The sequence below is a fragment of the Streptomyces sp. NPDC047974 genome (assembly GCF_040653375.1).
Taxonomy (GTDB): Bacteria; Actinomycetota; Actinomycetes; order Streptomycetales; family Streptomycetaceae; genus Streptomyces.
In genome coordinates this window covers 1-17,646 of sequence record NZ_JBEZNU010000050.1, presented here as the reverse complement: position 1 = coordinate 17,646, position 17,646 = coordinate 1, and the positions used below count along the sequence as shown (strand labels likewise).

General features: G+C 71.9%; 11 protein-coding genes, 1 tRNA gene and 1 pseudogene. 11 read left to right on the top strand and 2 right to left on the bottom strand.

Annotated elements, in window-relative coordinates; genetic code table 11:
• Positions 1–245: 245 nt before the first annotated feature.
• Complete coding sequence (locus tag AB0E19_RS36095) at positions 246–2,975, top strand: penicillin acylase family protein (RefSeq protein WP_362188593.1); 2,730 nt, start codon at positions 246–248, stop codon at positions 2,973–2,975.
• Here AB0E19_RS36095 and AB0E19_RS36090 read toward each other — a convergent pair whose 3' ends face one another.
• Complete coding sequence (locus AB0E19_RS36090) at positions 2,976–3,560, bottom strand: 5-formyltetrahydrofolate cyclo-ligase (protein WP_362188590.1); 585 nt, start codon at positions 3,558–3,560, stop codon at positions 2,976–2,978.
• Between the two features lie 116 nt (positions 3,561–3,676).
• On the opposite strand from AB0E19_RS36090, the gene galU reads away from it, so the two are divergent.
• The 8 genes from galU (at position 3,677) to AB0E19_RS36050 (ending at position 10,381) form a co-directional block, all read left to right on the top strand.
• Positions 3,677–4,588 carry a UTP--glucose-1-phosphate uridylyltransferase GalU gene (gene galU, locus AB0E19_RS36085; protein ID WP_362188587.1) on the top strand — a complete coding sequence of 304 codons (912 nt, stop codon included), beginning with the start codon at positions 3,677–3,679 and terminating at the stop codon, positions 4,586–4,588.
• Positions 4,589–4,688: 100 nt separating this feature from the next.
• Positions 4,689–5,957, top strand: coding sequence for a gephyrin-like molybdotransferase Glp (glp, locus tag AB0E19_RS36080; RefSeq protein ID WP_362188631.1), 1,269 nt, complete (start codon positions 4,689–4,691; stop codon positions 5,955–5,957).
• Between the two features lie 59 nt (positions 5,958–6,016).
• A complete protein-coding gene (moaC, locus tag AB0E19_RS36075) occupies positions 6,017–6,502 on the top strand; it encodes a cyclic pyranopterin monophosphate synthase MoaC (RefSeq protein WP_031007335.1) in 486 nt (161 codons plus the stop codon).
• Entirely contained in the window at positions 6,499–7,059 is a 561-nt protein-coding gene (locus tag AB0E19_RS36070; RefSeq protein ID WP_362188582.1) for a MogA/MoaB family molybdenum cofactor biosynthesis protein, read from the top strand. The genes moaC and AB0E19_RS36070 overlap by 4 nt, the downstream gene beginning before the upstream one ends.
• Complete coding sequence (locus AB0E19_RS36065) at positions 7,056–7,676, top strand: GNAT family protein (RefSeq protein WP_362188579.1); 621 nt, start codon at positions 7,056–7,058, stop codon at positions 7,674–7,676. Before AB0E19_RS36070 ends, AB0E19_RS36065 begins: the two co-directional genes overlap by 4 nt.
• Positions 7,677–7,840: 164 nt before the next feature.
• A complete protein-coding gene (gene glpR, locus AB0E19_RS36060) occupies positions 7,841–8,890 on the top strand; it encodes a gephyrin-like molybdotransferase receptor GlpR (protein WP_362188576.1) in 1,050 nt (349 codons plus the stop codon).
• Between the two features lie 87 nt (positions 8,891–8,977).
• Positions 8,978–9,054, top strand: a tRNA-Ala gene (locus AB0E19_RS36055).
• A gap of 85 nt (positions 9,055–9,139) precedes the next feature.
• On the top strand, positions 9,140–10,381 hold the full coding sequence (locus AB0E19_RS36050) for a helix-turn-helix domain-containing protein (protein WP_362188573.1): 1,242 nt from the start codon (positions 9,140–9,142) through the stop codon (positions 10,379–10,381).
• A 30-nt stretch (positions 10,382–10,411) separates the two neighbouring features.
• Here the strand turns inward: AB0E19_RS36050 and AB0E19_RS36045 are convergent, their stop codons facing one another.
• Positions 10,412–11,614 (bottom strand): MFS transporter, encoded by a 1,203-nt coding sequence (locus tag AB0E19_RS36045; RefSeq protein WP_362188570.1) that lies wholly within the window; start codon positions 11,612–11,614, stop codon positions 10,412–10,414.
• A gap of 332 nt (positions 11,615–11,946) precedes the next feature.
• Here AB0E19_RS36045 and AB0E19_RS36040 point away from each other — a divergent pair, with 332 nt between their 5' ends.
• Both AB0E19_RS36040 and AB0E19_RS36035 read left to right on the top strand, forming a co-directional pair.
• Positions 11,947–16,368, top strand: a complete 4,422-nt coding sequence (locus tag AB0E19_RS36040; RefSeq protein WP_362188567.1) for an FG-GAP-like repeat-containing protein — start codon at positions 11,947–11,949, stop codon at positions 16,366–16,368.
• Positions 16,369–16,717: 349 nt separating this feature from the next.
• Positions 16,718–17,646 (top strand): annotated as a pseudogene (locus tag AB0E19_RS36035) (hypothetical protein); the annotation flags it as partial.

The following is a 17,646-nucleotide window of genomic DNA, read 5'->3' as shown; positions in this document are numbered from 1 at the left end:
GGACAGTCAGTGCGCCGTTCCTTCCCCTCGTCCGCGCCGGATCGTTCCTCCAGCGGGCGGTACTTCGTTACCTTACCTAATCTTTAACGTTTTCTTGACGCCCTCCTCGCGGCCCGCGCATCCCCGATGCGGTCAGATGCGGTCATCGGTGAAGTTCCTCCCTGACACCGAGTCCAGGGCGCTCAGGCGCTGCGCCTAAGGTTGCTCCCGTACTCCAGGACCACCCTGCCCCTCGAAGGACAGCGATGCCCTCCAACACGACCGCGCCCCCCGCCAAGAAGAAAGGCAGGCGCGCCCGCCTGATCGTCCTGCTCCTGGTCCTCGCGCTGGTCGGGGCCGTCGCCTTCGGCGGCTGGTGGGGGGTCGGCACCGTCCGTGCCTCGTTCCCGCAGACCACCGGCGAGGTCAGGATCGACTCCCTCTCCGGCGACGTCGAGGTCAAACGGGACGCCCACGGCATCCCGCAGATCTACGCGGACAACGAGACCGACCTCTTCCGCGCCCAGGGCTACGTCCAGGCGCAGGACCGCTTCTACGAGATGGACGTCCGCCGGCACCTCACCGCCGGCCGCCTCTCCGAGATGTTCGGCGAGGGCCAGGTCGAGACCGACGCCTTCCTGCGCACCCTCGGCTGGCGCCAGGTCGCGCAGCAGGAGTACGACAAGGTCCTGGCGCCCGAGACGAAGAAGTACCTCCAGGCGTACGCGGAGGGCGTCAACGCCTATCTGAAGGACCGGGAGCCGAAGGACGTCTCCGTCGAGTACGCGGCCCTCGCCTTCACCAACGACTACACGATCGAGCCGTGGACCCCGGTCGACTCGGTCGCCTGGCTCAAGGCCATGGCCTGGGACCTGCGCGGCAACATGCAGGACGAGATCGACCGCTCGCTGCTCACCAGCCGGCTGACCCCGGCCGAGATCAAGCAGCTGTACCCGGAGTACCCGTACGAGCTCCACCAGCCGATCGTCGACCGCGGCGCGGTCGACCCGGTGACGAAGAAGTTCGACCCGAAGGCCGGCAAGGAAGAGGAGTCCGAGGGCGGTACGGGGACGGGCGCCGGGTCCGGCGGCGCGAGCCCCCAGCTCGCCGCGCTCTCCGGCCTCTCCGAGGTCCTCGACTCCGTCCCGGCCCTGCTCGGCCCGAACGGCAACGGCATCGGCTCCAACTCCTGGGTCGTCTCCGGGGACCTCACCACCTCCGGCAAGCCGCTGCTCGCCAACGACCCGCACCTCGCGCCGATGCTGCCGTCCCTCTGGTACCAGATGGGCCTGCACTGCCGCTCGGTCTCCGCGACCTGCCGCTACGACGTCGCCGGCTACACCTTCTCCGGCATGCCCGGCGTGATCATCGGCCACAACGACACCATCGCCTGGGGCCTCACCAACCTCGGCGCCGACGTCACCGACCTCTACCTGGAGAAGGTCAGCCCCGAGGGCTACCTGGTCGACGGCAAGGTCAAGCCGTTCGACACCCGCGAAGAGGTCATCAAGGTCGCCGGCGGCCGCGACCGGCCCATCACCATCCGCTCCACCGAGCACGGCCCGCTGGTCTCCGACCGCTCCGCCGAGCTGGAGAAGGTCGGGCAGACCGCCCCCGTCGGCAACTCCGCCCCGGACCGCTCCACCGGCTACGGCGTCTCCCTCCAGTGGACCGCCCTCCAGCCCGGCAAGTCCATGGACGCGATCTTCGCGATCAACCGCGCCAAGAACTTCAAGCAGTTCCGGGCCGCCGCGAAGAACTTCGAGGTCCCCTCGCAGAACCTCGTCTACGCCGACACCGAGGGCCACATCGGCTACCAGTCCCCGGGCAAGATCCCGCGCCGTGCCACCGGCGACGGCACCCTGCCCGCCCCCGGCTGGGACTCCCGCTACCGCTGGAAGGGCTACATCCCCTTCGAGCAGCTGCCGTACGAGTACGACCCGGAGCGCGGCTACATCGTCACCGCCAACCAGGCCGTGATCTCCCCGGAGCAGTACCCCGACCTGCTCACCAAGGACTGGGGCTACGGCTCCCGCAGCCAGCGGATCAACGACCTCATCGAGTCGAAGACCAAGGACGGCGGCAAGATCTCGCCGGACGACATGCGGACCATGCAGACCGACAACCGCAGCGAGATCGCGACCCTGCTCAACCCGCTGCTGCTGAAGATCGACATCTCCGACCCGCACGTCCGCGAGGCGCAGAAGCTCCTGGAGGGCTGGGACTACACCCAGGAGCCCGACTCGGCCGCCGCCGCGTACTTCAACGCGGTCTGGCGCAACGTCCTCAAGCTCTCCTTCGGCGACAAGCTGCCCAAGGAGGTGCGCGCCGAGGGCGACTGCGTCATGGTCCGCCCGGTCGACGCCACCGGCCCGGTCGACGAGCAGAACAAGCTGGTCCGCGAGTGCGGCGAGCGCGACCCCGACTCGGCGCAGCCGGACGGCGGCGACCGCTGGTACGAGGTGGTCCGGCCGCTCCTCAAGCAGGAGAAGAGCGAGTGGTGGAAGACCCCCGCCACCCGCACCGACCCGGCCACCGAGACCCGCGACCAGCTGCTCGCCCGGGCCATGAAGGACGCCCGCTGGGAGCTGACCGCCAAGCTCGGCAAGGACGTCTCCACCTGGAGCTGGGGCCGGCTGCACCAGCTGACCCTGAAGAACCAGACCCTCGGCACCGCCGGGCCCGGCATGGTGCAGCAGCTGCTCAACCGCGGCCCGTGGAACCTCGGCGGCGGCGAGGCGGCCGTCGACGCCACCGGCTGGAACGCGGCCGGCGGCTACGAGGTCATCTGGGTGCCGTCGATGCGGATGGTCGTGAACGTCGGCGACTGGGACAGGTCCCGGTGGATCAACCTGACCGGCGCCTCCGGCCACGCCTTCCACGACAACTACACCGACCAGACGGACGCCTGGGCCGACGGCGAGCTGTACGACTGGGCCTACGGCAAGGCGGCGGTCGACGCGGCGGCGAAGGACACGCTGACGCTCAAGCCGTGATCAGGAACGGCCGAAACGGGTCGCCCCCTCCGGGGTGACCACCGCGTGCACGGGGTGGTCGTGCGGTTCCTCCGGGACCCGCGCGACCACCTCGTCCGCGTAGAGGAGCACCACCAGGGCCGGGTCCTTCCCGGCCCGCGCGAGCCGGGCGAGGACCCGGTCGTAGGAGCCGCCGCCCCGGCCGAGGCGCATGCCGCGCGCGTCCACCGCGAGCCCCGGCAGCAGCACCGCGTCCGCCGTGCACACGGCGTCCGGGCCGAGCCGCGGGCCGGTCGGTTCGAGGAGGCCGCGGCCGGCCTTCGCGAGCGCCCCGGGTCCTTCGTAGACCGCCCAGTCCAGGTCGTTGTCGGGCAGCAGGACCGGCAGCAGGACCCGCACCCCGCGCGCGCGGAGCGCGTCGAGCAGGGCGCGGGTGCCGGGTTCGCGGCCGACGGAGACGTACGCGGCGACGGTGGCGGCGCCGGACAGCTCGGGCAGGCCGGTGCCGTGCCCGGCCAGTGCCCCGGCGGTCCGCGCGAGGGTCTCGGGGGAGAGGGCGGCGCGCGCGTCGAGCAGCCGACGGCGCAGCAGGGCCTTTTCGGACAAGTCGGGATTCTCTTTCTGCACAGCGGATCCTCAGAAAACGCTCGTAAGGGGTTTATGGGGGGAAAGTTAATCGGAGCCCCATCTTTCCCTCATTCATCAACGGATAAGGTGCCCGTATGACACAGCAGTTCCCCCGGCCCGGCCGGATCAGCAAGGCCGTCGTCCCGGCCGCCGGGCTCGGCACCCGCTTCCTGCCGGCGACCAAGGCGACGCCGAAGGAGATGCTTCCGGTCGTCGACAAGCCGGCCATCCAGTATGTCGTCGAGGAGGCCGTCGCCGCCGGACTCTCCGACGTGCTCATGATCACCGGTCGGAACAAGCGTCCGCTGGAGGACCACTTCGACCGGAACTACGAGCTGGAGGAGGCGCTGATCCGCAAGGGCGACGACGAGCGCCTCTCCAAGGTCCAGGAGTCCAGCGACCTCGCCACCATGCACTACGTGCGCCAGGGCGCCCCCCGCGGCCTCGGCCACGCGGTGCTGTGCGCGGCCCCGCACGTCGGCGACCAGCCCTTCGCGGTCCTCCTCGGCGACGACCTGATCGACCCGCGCGACCCGCTGCTCGCGCGGATGGTGGAGGTCCAGGAGCGCCACGGCGGCAGCGTCGTCGCGCTGATGGAGGTCGAGCCCTCCCAGATCCACCTGTACGGCTGCGCGGCGGTCGAGGAGACCGTCGACGGCGACGTGGTGCGGGTGACGGACCTGGTGGAGAAGCCGGACCCGGCCGAGGCGCCCAGCAACTACGCGGTCATCGGCCGCTATGTGCTCGACCCGGCGATCTTCGGCACGCTGCGGGACACCGAGCCCGGCCGGGGCGGCGAGATCCAGCTCACGGACGCGCTGCAGAAGCTGGCGGGCGACGAGAAGATCGGCGGTCCGGTGCACGGCGTCGTCTTCAAGGGCCGCCGCTATGACACCGGCGACCGCGGTGACTATCTGCGTGCCATTGTCAGACTCGCGTGCGAACGTGAGGATCTGGGACCGGACTTCCGGGACTGGCTCCGGAGATACGTCAACGAGGAGATGTAGGACCTTGAGCAGCGACACGGCACCGTCCCAGGACCCCCAGGACCACGGTCTCGGCCACGGCCACGCCCCGGGCGACCCCTGCGCGGGGCCGGCCCGCGACCTGTGGTCGGTCGACGAGCACCTGGCCGACATCCTGGCGACCGTCCGCCCCCTCGACCCGATCGAGCTCCAGCTGCTCGACGCCCAGGGCTGCGTCCTGGTCGAGGACGTGACGGTGCCGGCGGCGCTGCCGCCGTTCGACAACAGCTCCATGGACGGGTACGCGGTCCGGGTCGCCGACGTCGCGGGAGCGACCGAGGAGTACCCGGCCGTCCTCACCGTCATCGGCGACGTCGCCGCGGGAGCCGACGGCCTGCCGGAGGTCGGCCCCGGGCAGGCCGCCCGGATCATGACCGGCGCCCCGCTGCCGCCCGGAGCCGAGGCCGTCGTCCCCGTCGAGTGGACCGACGGCGGCGCGGGCGAGGGCGCGGCGACCGGCATGCGGGCCGCGAGCAGCGCCCCCGAGGGCGCCGCCGGCGAGGTGCGGGTGCACCGGGCGGCGGAGGCCGGCGCCCATGTCCGCCGGGCCGGCAGCGACGTGCGGGCCGGGGAGCTGGCCCTCGCGGCCGGCACGGTCCTCGGACCGCCGCAGCTCGGCCTGCTCGCCGCGATCGGCCGCGGCACGGTCACCGTCCGACCCCGCCCGCGCGTGGTGGTCCTCTCCACCGGCAGCGAACTCGTGCAGCCCGGCGAGGAGCTGGGCCCGGGCCGGATCCACGACTCCAACAGCTTCGCGCTCGCCGCCGCCGCCCGCGACGCCGGCGCGCTCGCCTACCGGGTCGGCGCGGTCGCCGACGAGGCCGAGTCGCTCCGGTCCACCATCGAGGACCAGCTCATCCGGGCCGACCTCGTGGTCACCACCGGCGGTGTCAGCGTCGGCGCCTACGACGTGGTGAAGGAGGCGCTGACCGCCGACGGCCGGGTCGACTTCCGCAAGCTCGCCATGCAGCCGGGCAAGCCGCAGGGCTTCGGGACGGTCGGCGCCGAGCAGATCCCGCTCCTCGCCCTGCCGGGCAACCCGGTCTCGTCGTACGTCTCCTTCGAGCTCTTCGTCCGGCCCGCCATCCGCGCCCTGATGGGCCTGGAGGACCTGCACCGCCCGGTCGTCCGCGCCACCCTGAAGGCCGACGCCCCGCTCTCCTCGCCGTCCGGCCGCCGCCAGTACCTCCGGGGGACGTACGACGCCGAGTCCGGCACCGTCACCCCCGTGGGCGGCGCCGGCTCGCATCTGATCGCGGCCCTCGCCCACGCGGACTGCCTGCTCGTCGTCCCGGAGGACCGCGACACGGCCGCCCCCGGCGACGAGCTGGACGTGGTCCTTCTCGGCTGAGGGGGGCGGCGCGGGGGTACGGTGTGTCGTCCCACACAGCGACCGGGAGTGTCACGGCGATGAGCACGCAGCAAGGCCTCACCCACATCGACGAGGCGGGCGCCGCCCGCATGGTCGACGTATCGGCGAAGGACGTCACGTCCCGCACGGCGCGCGCCAGCGGGCGGGTGCTCGTCTCGCCGCGCGTGATCGAGCTGCTGCGCGGCGAGGGCGTGCCGAAGGGCGACGCGCTGGCCACCGCGCGGATCGCCGGGATCATGGGGGCCAAGAAGACCCCGGACCTCATCCCGCTCTGCCACCCGCTGGCCGTCTCCGGCGTGACGCTCGACCTCACCGTCGCGGACGACGCCGTCGAGATCCTGGCGACGGTGAAGACCACCGACCGCACGGGCGTCGAGATGGAGGCCCTGACCGCCGTGTCGGTGGCCGCGCTGACGGTCGTCGACATGGTGAAGGCGGTCGACAAGGGCGCGGTCATCTCCGACGTGCGGGTGGAGGAGAAGACCGGCGGCAAGTCCGGGCACTGGACCCGGGACGACGCGTGACGCCCGACGGCCGGGCCGCGGGAGGGCGCGACGCCCACGGCGGCCCGCTCACCGCGCCGTACGCGGCGCTCGTCGTCACCGCCTCCAACCGGGCCTCCGCCGGGGTCTACGCGGACAAGGGCGGGCCGCTGATCGCCGAGGGGCTGCGCGCGATGGGCTTCGCCGTCGACGGGCCGCAGGTCGTCCCGGACGGGGCGCCCGTCGAGGCGGCCCTCCGCGCCGGGATCGCCGCCGGGTACGACGTGATCCTCACGACCGGCGGCACCGGCATCTCGCCGACCGACGAGACGCCCGAGGTCACCGCCCGGGTCCTGGAGCGGCACATCCCCGGCATCCCGGAGGCGATCCGGGCGTACGGCCGGGAGAAGGTGCCGACGGCGGCGCTCTCGCGCGGTCTCGCCGGCGTCGCGGGCGGGACGCTGATCGTGAACCTGCCGGGGTCGACCGGCGGGGTGCGGGACGGGCTGGCCGTCCTGGAGCCGCTGCTGCGGCACGCCGTGGACCAGATCCGCGGCGGCGACCACCCGAGACCGGCGGAAGCGGGCCCGGCGTCATGACCACGGCCTGGCCGGCGGTCCTCGTCGACGGAGACGTGGTGCTCCGTCCGATAAGGATGCGCGACCAGCGGGAGTGGCGGGAGGTGAACCGCCGCAACCGCGAGTGGCTGCGCCCCTGGGAGGCGACGGTGCCGCCGCCCGCGCCCGGCATGCCGCCCGCGCGGCGCCCCACGTACCGTCAGATGGTGCGCCATCTGCGGTCGGAGGCGAACGCCGGGCGGATGCTGCCGTTCGTCATCGAGTACCGCGGCCGGATGGCCGGGCAGCTGACGGTCGCCGGGATCACCTGGGGCTCGATGTGCTCCGGGCACGTGGGCTACTGGGTGGACGGCGAGATCGCCGGACGCGGGGTGATGCCCACGGCCGTCGCGCTCGCCACCGACCACTGCTTCCGCGCGGTGGGACTGCACCGGATGGAGGTGTGCATCCGGCCGGAGAACGGCCCCTCGCGGCGCGTCGTGGAGAAACTCGGCTTCAGGGAAGAGGGATTGCGGCCGCGCTATCTCCACATCGACGGCGCCTGGCGGGACCACCTGGTCTTCGCGCTGACGGCGGAGGAGATTCCGGAGGGGCTGCTGGCCCGCTGGCACCGCACGCGCCGCAGGGACGCCGCCTAGCCCTCGCGATCGCCGCTATTCATATAACTGTTCGAATTTCAGCGGCATATGAACAGCGATCGATCTGAACAATCACAAAAAAGTTCAGTGATATCAGCCAGATCGTGCGACACACCGGGCCAATTGGCCGATGCCCCGTCGCGAACCCCTCTACCGTGTGAGGCGTGAGCAGCAGCGGCCTCATCTACGCAGTCATCGTCGGGGCCTGGGCCGCCTACCTGGTGCCGATGTGGCTCCGCAGGCAGGACGAGCTGAACGAGGCCCGTCCGACGGAACGCTTCAGCACCGCCATCCGGCTCCTTTCCGGACGGGCGGGCATGGAGCGCCGGTACGCCAAGGAGCTCCGCGAGCGGGACCGTACGGCCCTGGAGGCGGCGACCGACGTGGACCCGGACGCGGCGACCGAGCACCTGAGCTCGGTCGACGTCCGGGCCTTCGCCGCGCCTCCGGCCAGGACCGAGGCGCGCCTCGAACTCCCCGAGCCCGACCCGCACCCGGCGCCCGCCCCCGGGCCCGAGGCCGCGCCCGCGCCGGCGGCCCGCACGGCCGCCGAGCGGGCCCGCCGCGGCAAGGCCCTGGCGCGGCGCCGGCGCACCACGATCGTGCTGTTCTCCGCCTTCACCCTCGGGGCCGTCGTCGCCGCCGTCGGCGGCGTCGCCTTCCTGTGGGCGCCCGGCGTCCCCGCCGTGCTGCTCAGCGCCTACATCGTCCACCTGCGCGGACAGGAGCGCCGCCGCTTCGTGTACGTGATGGACCGGCGCCGCGCCGAGGCCGCCGCCGCCCGGCTCCGCGAGACCCGCCGGGCCGCCGCGCCGGCACCCGAGCCGGAGCCGTCGCCCGCGCCGCCGGTCTCCCCGCAGGAGGCCGACCGGCGCGCCCTGGTCGAGCAGACCGACCACGCCGAGTGGGTGGACCAGCAGCGCGAGCGCGGCCCGGCCCGCGGCGACAGCTGGGACCCGGTGCCGGTGCCGCTGCCCACGTACGTCACCGCGCCGGTCGCCCCGCGCGCCTCCAACGGCGTGGACGTCACCGACCCGGAGACCTGGAGCGCCGCCCGCTCCTCCACGGCCGCCGAGCAGCCCCCGGCCGCCTCCCCGGCGCCGCGCCGCCGCCAGGCCCCGCCGCGCCGCGGCCGGGACCACGGCCGCACCCCGCTCTTCGACCAGTACGCCGATCACGCGGACGACGAGCGCCCCCGCGCCGCCAACGAATGACGGACCCCGTACGGGTCCTCATCTGACCTGCGGCGTAAGCGATTTTTCTTCTCGGCGACGGGGATGCTAATGTTTCACACGTCGCAGGGGCCTGTGGCGCAGTCCGGTAGCGCACCTCGTTCGCATCGAGGGGGTCAGGGGTTCGAATCCCCTCAGGTCCACCAGCGGAAGTCGAGATCCCGTCCGATCGAAAGATCGGGCGGGATCTTCGTCGTCCACCCGCGTCTTCGTCGTCCAGGGGTTGATCACGTGCTGGAGCAGCCGTACTTCGGACGCCGGCTCAGGCGGCTGCGGACCGAGCGGGGCCTGTCGCAGGCGGCGCTCGCCGGGGACGGCATGTCCACCGGCTACCTCTCCCGCCTGGAGTCCGGGGCCCGCAACCCCACCCCGCGCGCCGTGGAGCACCTCGCCGCCCAGCTCGGCGCCGACGTCTCCGTCTTCGACGAGGGCGCCGGCGACGACTCCCTCAGCCAGGCGCTCGCCCTCGCCGCCTCCCTGGAGTCCGACGAGACCCTTCAGGCCCTGGAGCGCGCCCTCACCGCCGACGCCGGCACCGACCAGGACCCGCCGCTGCGCTGGCAGGCGCTCTGGCAGGTGGCCCGCTGGCACCGCCGCCACCACCGGCAGGAGCGCGAGCGGGAACTCCTGGAGGAGCTCGTCGCGCTCGGCGAACGGCTCGGCCAGCCCGCGCTGCGGGTCCGCGGCCTCGCCCGGCTCGCCCGCTGCCTGCGCACCCTCGGCGCGATCGGCCCGGCCGTCGACGCGGCCGGCGACGCCCACCGGCTGGCCCGGGAGCACGGCCTCGCCGTGCCCGACGTCGCCGCCGGGCTGCTCGCCCTGGTCTCCGTGGAGTCCGAGGCGGGCCGCCTCGCCGAGGCCCGCGCCCACGCCGACGAACTCACCGCGCTGACCGCGGGCCGCGGCGACGCGCTGTGGGCGGAGGCGCTGTGGACCGGGGCGGCGGTACGGGTCCGCCAGGGCGATCCGGAGGGGGCGCAGGTCCTCCTGGACCAGGCCCTCGCCGGCTTCCCCAGCACCGGCGACCTCGGTCTGTGGACGCGGCTGAGGATCGCCGCGGCCAACCTCCACGCGCAGAAGACGCCGCCCGAGCCGGAGACGGCCGAGCGGTACCTGGAGCAGGCGGAGAGCGGCCTCGCCTTCCTCGGCCTCCCGGCCCTGCGCCACGACGTCACCTCCCTGCGGGCGGAACTCGCCTTCGAGGACGGCCGGTTCGCCGAGGCGCGGGCCCTCCTGGAGCGGGCACGCGCCGGCCTGGGCGGGGAGACCGGCGACGCCGGCCCGCGGCCGACCTACCGGGGCCGGGTCCGGCTCGACGTCCTGGACGGCCGGCTGCTGGTCGTCGAGGGCCACGAGCGGGCCGGGCTCGACCGGCTGCGCGCCCTCGCCGCCGAGGCCCAGGCCTCCGCCAACCTCGACCTCGCCGCCGACATCTGGCGCCTCCTCGCCGAGACCCTCGACGGCCCGCCCTGAGCGTGGAACGGCCCCTGACCGGCCCGGGTCTCAGTCGAGGCGACGGGTGCGGGCGAGGCCCGCGCCCGCCAGGGCGAGTACGCCGAGGCAGCCCAGGACCAGGCCGGTCCAGCCGTACCGGGCGTGGAGCGCGGCGCCGCCGAGGGAGCCCAGCGCCCCGCCGCAGAAGCTCGCCAGCATGAAGAGGGTGTTCAGCCGCGCCCGGATCTCCCCGGACAGCCGGAAGATCCGCACCTGGTTGGCGATCTGGGAGCAGGCGCCGCCGTACACCAGGAGGTTGGTGCCCAGGACCAGGACCGGCAGCGAGTCGCCGTACAGGCCCATGCCGGCGAACGCCACCGCGCAGCAGCCGAGAGCGAGGAGGTTGACGTACCGGGGGCCGCGCCGGTCGGCGATCCGGCCCGCCGGGTAGGACAGCAGCGCGGCCGGCAGGCTCAGGAGTCCGAAGAGCCCGGCGCCCGCCGTGCCGAGGGCGAACGGCGGGCCCGCGAGGTGGAAGGCGAGCGTCGCCCAGAAGGCACTGAAGGCGCCGAAGACGGTGGCGCCGAGGAAGGCGGAGAGCCGCAGTCCGGGGTGGGCGCGCACCAGGCCCGGAAGCGAGCCGATCAGCCGTCGGTAGGGCAGCCTCGCGGCGCCGCCCGGGGCGCGCTCGGGCAGCGCCCGGGGGACGAGGAGGGCGAGCGCGCCGGTGAGCGCGGCGGCCACGAGATAGGCGGTGCGCCAGTCGCCGCTGAGGCCGGCGACCGTGCCGGAGAGCGTGCGCGAGAGCGTCGAGCCGAGCGTGATCCCGATCCCGATCAGCCCCACGGCCCGGCCGCCGTGCGCGGGCCCCGCCAGGGAGGCTGCGGTCGGCATCAGCACCTGGGGCAGCACGGTGGTCGTGGAGAGCGCGACCGTGGCCGCGGTGAGCGTGACCAGGCCGGGGGCGGCGGCCGCGACGAGCAGTCCGGCGCAGGTCAGCACGAGCAGCGTGGCCGTGAGCCGGCGCAGCCGCGCGGTGTCGGCGAGCGGGACGACGAGGGCGATCCCGAGCGCGTATCCGGCCTGCGCCGCGGTGGCGACGAGGCCGGCGGCGGTGTCGGAGACCCCGAGCCCGGCCGCGATGGCGTCGAGGAGCGGCTGCGGGAAGTAGATGTTGGCCACCGTCAGCCCGCCCGCCGTGGCGAAGAGCAGCGCGGTGCGCCGGTGCAGTCCGGGCGGCGCGGGTGCGGCGGTCGGGGCGGCGGCGGTCATGGAGGGGATGTTGCCAGTCAGGCAACATGTTTGGCAATGAATTGCCAAAAACGGAATGAATGAATCCGGAAAACGGCTGTCGATCTTGTGCCGTCATGATCACTTAAGAGAGGGAGCAGCCGCTTTTCTGCGGGTCGGTGTAATTGGATACGCATGAGGGCGTTATTCGGTGCGAGTCCGCGGCTCAAGTTCCCCTCAAGTCGAGTGTGCTTCGAGGCATCGCCCATAATCCTTTCGTTGTCCACCAGTTCGATAAGGTGAGAGAGGTGTCCGTGTCCGCAGCGATGCCACGCGGTACAAGAAGAACAGCAGGATTCAGAAGCAGACGTCTCATGTCGGTCGCGTTGACCGGCGCGCTTTCCATGTCCGTGGTCGTCGGCCTTCCGGCCTTCGCCCCGCCCGCCGCGGCGGTGTGGGAGACCCCGGTCCAGACGGGCGAGCAGACCGAAGAGGACTACGCCCTGGAGCAGGCCAGTACCACGGGCCAGCCCTATGAGCTCGAATCGGCGCGCACCGAGACCACCGACACGTGGGCGCAGCCCGACGGGACCTGGTCGGTGAACCGGCACGGCACCGCCGTCCGCGTCCTCCGTGACGGCGAATGGGTGGCGACCGACCCGACGCTGGCCTTCGCCACCGACGGTTCCGTGCGCCCCGTCGCCTCGGTGGTGGACGTGACGTTCTCGGGCGGCGGCACCGCCCCCCTGCTCTCCGGAGTGAAGGACGGACGTTCGCTCACGCTCAACTGGCCCACGGCGCTGCCCACGCCGACCCTGGACGGGAACGTGGCCACGTACGCCGAGATCCTGCCCGGCGTCGACCTTCAGCTGAAGGCGGAGATCGAGGGCTTCTCGCAGCTCCTCGTCGTCAAGACGCCGGAGGCCGGGCAGAACCCGGAGCTGGAGAGCCTCAAGTTCAAGTTCGCGACCGTGGGTCTCGACGTCTCCGAGGACGCCGAGACCGGGACGCTCACCGCGGTGGACCCGTCGGGTCACGCGGTGTTCTCCAGCCCGACGCCGCTGATGTGGGACTCCACGACGGTCAGCAGCGAGGCGCAGCAGGCCGCGGGCATCAGTGCGTTCTCCGCCACCGCCGAGGGAGGGACGGCGGCTGACGAAGAGACGGCTGACCCCGCGGAGACCTTCGAGCCGCCGCCGGGCGCCACCGACGCCCCCATGGAGACCGCGGTCACCGGCGACGTCCTGGAGATCAAGCCGGACCAGGCGCTCCTGGACGCCCCCGCGACCCAGTACCCGGTCTACATCGACCCGCAGTGGGCCTGGGGCGAGCGTCAGAACTGGACGCGCGTCTACGAGTACTACCCCAACTACTCGTTCTGGAACGCCACCGGCCCCCTCCGGGTCGGTTACGAGGCCGAGTCCGGCGGGCAGAAGCGGGTTTCGCGCTCGTTCCTCCAGATGGACACGAGCGAGGTCAAGGGCACCGAGGTCAAGAAGGCGACGTTCCGGATCAGGAACAACTGGTCCTGGTCCTGCCAGCACCGTCCGGTCGAGCTGTGGCACACCACGGGCATCACCGCGAAGACGACGTGGAACCGGCAGCCGACCCAGCTCACCAAGCTCTCCACGGTCAACGACTCCAAGGGCTGGAGCGAGAAGATCGCGGACTGCGGGGCGGGGAACCTCGAGTTCGACCTCACGTCCAAGATCAAGGCCCGCGCCAAGGAGGGGCCGAAGAACGAGGGCATGGCCAACATCACCCTCGGTCTGTACGCCTCCGACGAGTCGGACACCTTCGGCTGGAAGAAGTTCGACCCGAAGAGCGCGACCCTGGAGATCACGTACAACACCCTGCCGAAGAAGCCCAGCGGCCTGGGGACGCACCCCAAGACCGTCTGCAAGACCGGCGGCGTCATCGGCAACACCCGCGTGAGCCTCTACGCCAAGAACTCCGACAGCGAGGCCGGCAACCTCACCGCGAGGTTCAGCCTGTTCAAGGCCGGGTCCGTCACCCCGGTCCGGACGATGGACCTGCCCGCGCTGAAGGACAAGGTCACCACCTGGGCCGTGCCCGACATCGACGTGCCGACGGGTGACTACACCTGGAACGTCGTCACGATGGACAAGGACCGGGCCTGGGGCCCGGTCTCGGAGACCTGCAAGTTCTCCGTCGACCGGACCCGTCCCAGCTCCCCGCCGATCATCAACTCGGCCGAGTTCCCCAACGGCAAGGACGGCTGGCCCACCAACACCGGCAAGGCGCGCACCACCGGTACGTTCACCTTCACCTCGGCCCCCGAGGTCAAGGACGTGGTCCAGTACCACTACTGGACGGACACCGACCCGGACGTCACGCCCGTGAGCGTCGGCGTGCCGGTGAAGATCACGCCGCCGGGCTACGGCCCGCACTTCGTGTACGCGTACAGCGTGGACAAGGCGGGCAACCGCTCGGACACCGCCACGTACATCTACTACGCCGGCCGGTCCCGGACGCGGGACGGCGTCTTCGACGTGAACGGTGACGGCAACCGCGACATCTGGGCCGTGGACGGCAACGGCACCCTGCTGACGTACGCCGGACAGGGCGGCGGCGAGTTCAACAACGCCACCAACGGCGGCGGCTCCTTCGCCGACAAGCAGGTCGCCCTCTCCGGCGACTGGGGCCAGGACGGCTACAACGACCTGGTCAGCCTGGAGTACGACGAGACCGACCAGCGGAAGAAGCTGTACGTCTACGCCAATGACGGCCTGGGCAAGATCGACCCGGAGGACCGGACCGAGCTGACGGTCACCTGCCCGGTCAACGACCCGGAGATCGGCTGCGAGGGCGAGTCGACCTGGACCGGTGACGACCACTGGGCGAACGCGAGCCAGGTGGTGGCCCCCGGTGACCTGAACGGCGACGGCCAGCCCGACCTCCTGGTCAAGCAGGGCAAGCTGCTCTGGGCCTACTACGGCAACCGGGCGGGCTACGACCTCGACCTCGCCGGCACCAAGTCGCCGAGCCCGGTCGGCGGCACGGACTGGGACAAGTACACCCTCATCACCCCGGGCGACGTCTCCGCGGACGGCCTGCCCGACCTGTGGCTCCGCAACGACGCCACCGGCTCGATCGAGGTGGCCTGGTCGCAGAAGTCGCGCGACGGAAGCCTGAACACCGCCACCATGGGCCTCCCGCAGAACCGCCTCCAGATCGGTTCCGGCATCACCAAGGCCGCGTACCCCATCGTGGGTTCCTCGGGCGACGTCACGAACGATCCGGCGGCGGAGGTCCGCGCGGAGCTGTGGGCCCGACAGGCCTCGGACAACGCGCTGGTCGGCTGGAAGGGCAAGCTCCCGACCGCGACCAGCACGATCGAGCTCGGAGCGCGCTTCACCATCGACGGCGTGACCGGCGGGGCGTACATCCCCTCCGGCACCGTCATCCCGTCCGGCACGACGTACACGTCCAACGCCGCCAAGCTCGTCATGGGGGCCGACGGCAACCTCGTCGTCAAGTCCAACGCGGGTGCCGTGCTCTGGAGCACGAACACCGCCGGCAACAACGGTGCCAAGGCCGTCATGCAGTCCGACGGCAAGCTCGTGGTGACCGGCGTCGCCGGCAACCAGCTGTGGACCTCCGGGGTGGCCGCCCCCGACGGCTACGCGCTCCTGCAGGACCGCGGAAGCCTCGTCATCTACGACGCGGCGGGCCGGTCGAAGTGGTCGACGAACACCGTCGTCCGCCACGACCACGACGGCGACGGCCGCAGCGACATGGCGGCCTGGTACAACTACGCCGCCGGCGAGGACGCCCTGTTCACCTTCAAGTCGAACTCGGACGGCACCTTCGCCGCGCCGTTCAAGTCCTACGCGTCCGCCGCGGGCAACTGGAACGCCGACCGGATGAAGTTCACCTCCGGTGACTACAACGGTGACGGCCGCGGCGACCTGGCGGCCCTGTACGACTACGGCGACGGCGTCGTGAAGCTGTACACCGCGCTCGCCAAGGAGGGCGGCGGCTTCGACGTCCCCTTCCCGTCCTACACGTCGCAGAAGGGCGGCTGGTACTCGTCCTCGATGACCCTCCAGTCGGGCGACTTCAACGGTGACGGCCGCGACGACGTCATGGCCTGGTACAGCTACTCCGCCGGGAACGACTCCCTCTTCACCTTCACCGCCAACGTGAAGGGCGGCTTCAACGCGCCGTTCGTCTCCACGCAGATGCCGGCGGGCCACTGGTTCGTCCAGAACAGCAAGTTCGCCACCGGTGACTTCAACGGTGACGGCCGGGACGACCTCGCGGCCCTCTACGGGTACTCGGACGGCAACCTGAAGATGCACACGTTCCTGACCCTGCCGACCGGTGGCTTCAGCCAGACCAGCCTCCAGTCGTGGGCGGCCACCACCACCACGTGGGGCGGCTTCGGGCAGACGGGCGTCCACGCGGGCGACTTCAACGGCGACGGCCTCGACGACATCGCGTACTGGTACGACTACGCGGACGGTCGCGACGCCCTGTTCAAGCTCCCGGCCCTCGCCGACCGGAGCGGAAAGTTCGCGGCGAACAGCATCCGCGGCCTCGACATCCCGGCGAACCACTGGTACTACCAGGGCGCCCAGTACGTGCCGGGCGACTACAACGGTGACGGCAAGGACGACATCGGCAGCTTCTACGGCTACGCCAGCGGTGAGGTCAAGGCGTTCACCCACCTCGCCAACGCCACCGGGTTCGACTACCACAAGGCGGGCTGGAGCACGCTGACCGGCTGGACCTGGTCCCGTGCCATCCTCCCCCGCTCCTACAACTACTAGGAGCTCTTGCCACCAGCAGGACGAAAAGAAGGCGATGCCCGGCGATCTCGCCGGGCATCGCCCTTTTTCGTCCTCTTTCGCGCCCGATGTCGTTCCGCTTCGGGTCGTCCGGATATCGGAATCCCGATCCTCGTTCTTGAATTCCTCAGATCTCGCTCAAGTGGGAGATCTCCCGGGTCTTGTGGTGGATAAATTGCGCTGACATTTATGTGCCCTTGAGAGGTGGGGTGTGAGAATTCAACGCATACGTGGTTCCGCTGCCGTTCTGGCGGTCGCGGTCACCATGGGAATTCTGCCGGCGGCGGGCAGTGCGTCCGCCGTTCCGGAGGAAAGAAATCCGCTTCCTTTGTTGGAGCAGCCTGAGCCGGTACCCGTGCGGAAGGCCGCCTTCGGCGGCGAGAAGAAGCCGGATGCCGCCGCCGCGCACGCGTGGAAGGGGAGGCCACGCGTCACCTGGCCGGCCGCCGGTTCGGCAGCCGTGACCCTGACTCCGCCGCCGAGCAGTGGCGCCGCGGCCCGCAAGGCGGGTACCCCGGCCGCCGTACCGGCGGGGAAGCTCCCCGTCGCCGTCGCGCCGCGGGGCGGCACACGCGCCGTGGACGTCGCGGTCCGGGTCGCCGGACGTGAGGCGGCCCGCCGCGCGGGCGTCGAAGGACTGCTGCTCTCCCTGGGCCGCACCGACACGGCGGCGGGGCGGGAGAAGACCGATGCGCGGGTCCAGGTGGACTACTCCGCCTTCCGCGACGCCTACGGCGGCGACTGGGCCGCCCGGCTCCGGCTCGTCCGGCTCCCCTCCTGCGCCCTGACCACGCCCGACAAGGCGGAGTGCCGGACGCAGACGCCCCTGGACACCGTCAACGACACCCGCACGGGCACGCTGTCCGCCCCGGTCGCCCTGGCAGGGGCGACGGTGCTGGCCGCCACCGCGGGTGCCGAGAGCTCCTCGGGCGACTACAAGGCGACCTCGCTCCAGGCCTCCGGCACCTGGAACGGGGGCGAGTCGACCGGAGCCTTCTCCTGGTCGTACCCCATCGACGTGCCGGCGGTGCCCGGCGGAGTGCGGCCGACGATCGCGCTCGGCTACTCCTCGCAGAGTGTCGACGGTCGTACGGCCGCGTCGAACAACCAGCCGTCGTGGATCGGTGACGGCTGGAACTGGGAGCCCGGGTTCATCGAGCGCCGGTACAAGGCGTGCAACGACGACAAGACCGGTGGGACGAACACCACGCGCGTCGGTGACCTGTGCTGGTTCAACGACAACGCGGTCCTCAACCTGGG

What these genes read in the sequence shown, in the direction of transcription:
- AB0E19_RS36095 (WP_362188593.1), top strand. Translation starts at nt 246, where the DNA reads ATGCCCTCCAACACGACCGCGCCCCCCGCCAAGAAGAAAGGCAGGCGC.
- galU (WP_362188587.1), top strand. Translation starts at nt 3,677, where the DNA reads ATGACACAGCAGTTCCCCCGGCCCGGCCGGATCAGCAAGGCCGTCGTC.
- moaC (WP_031007335.1), top strand. Translation starts at nt 6,017, where the DNA reads ATGAGCACGCAGCAAGGCCTCACCCACATCGACGAGGCGGGCGCCGCC.
- AB0E19_RS36065 (WP_362188579.1), top strand. Translation starts at nt 7,056, where the DNA reads ATGACCACGGCCTGGCCGGCGGTCCTCGTCGACGGAGACGTGGTGCTC.
- AB0E19_RS36045 (WP_362188570.1), bottom strand. Translation starts at nt 11,614, where the DNA reads ATGACCGCCGCCGCCCCGACCGCCGCACCCGCGCCGCCCGGACTGCAC.
- AB0E19_RS36040 (WP_362188567.1), top strand. Translation starts at nt 11,947, where the DNA reads ATGTCGGTCGCGTTGACCGGCGCGCTTTCCATGTCCGTGGTCGTCGGC.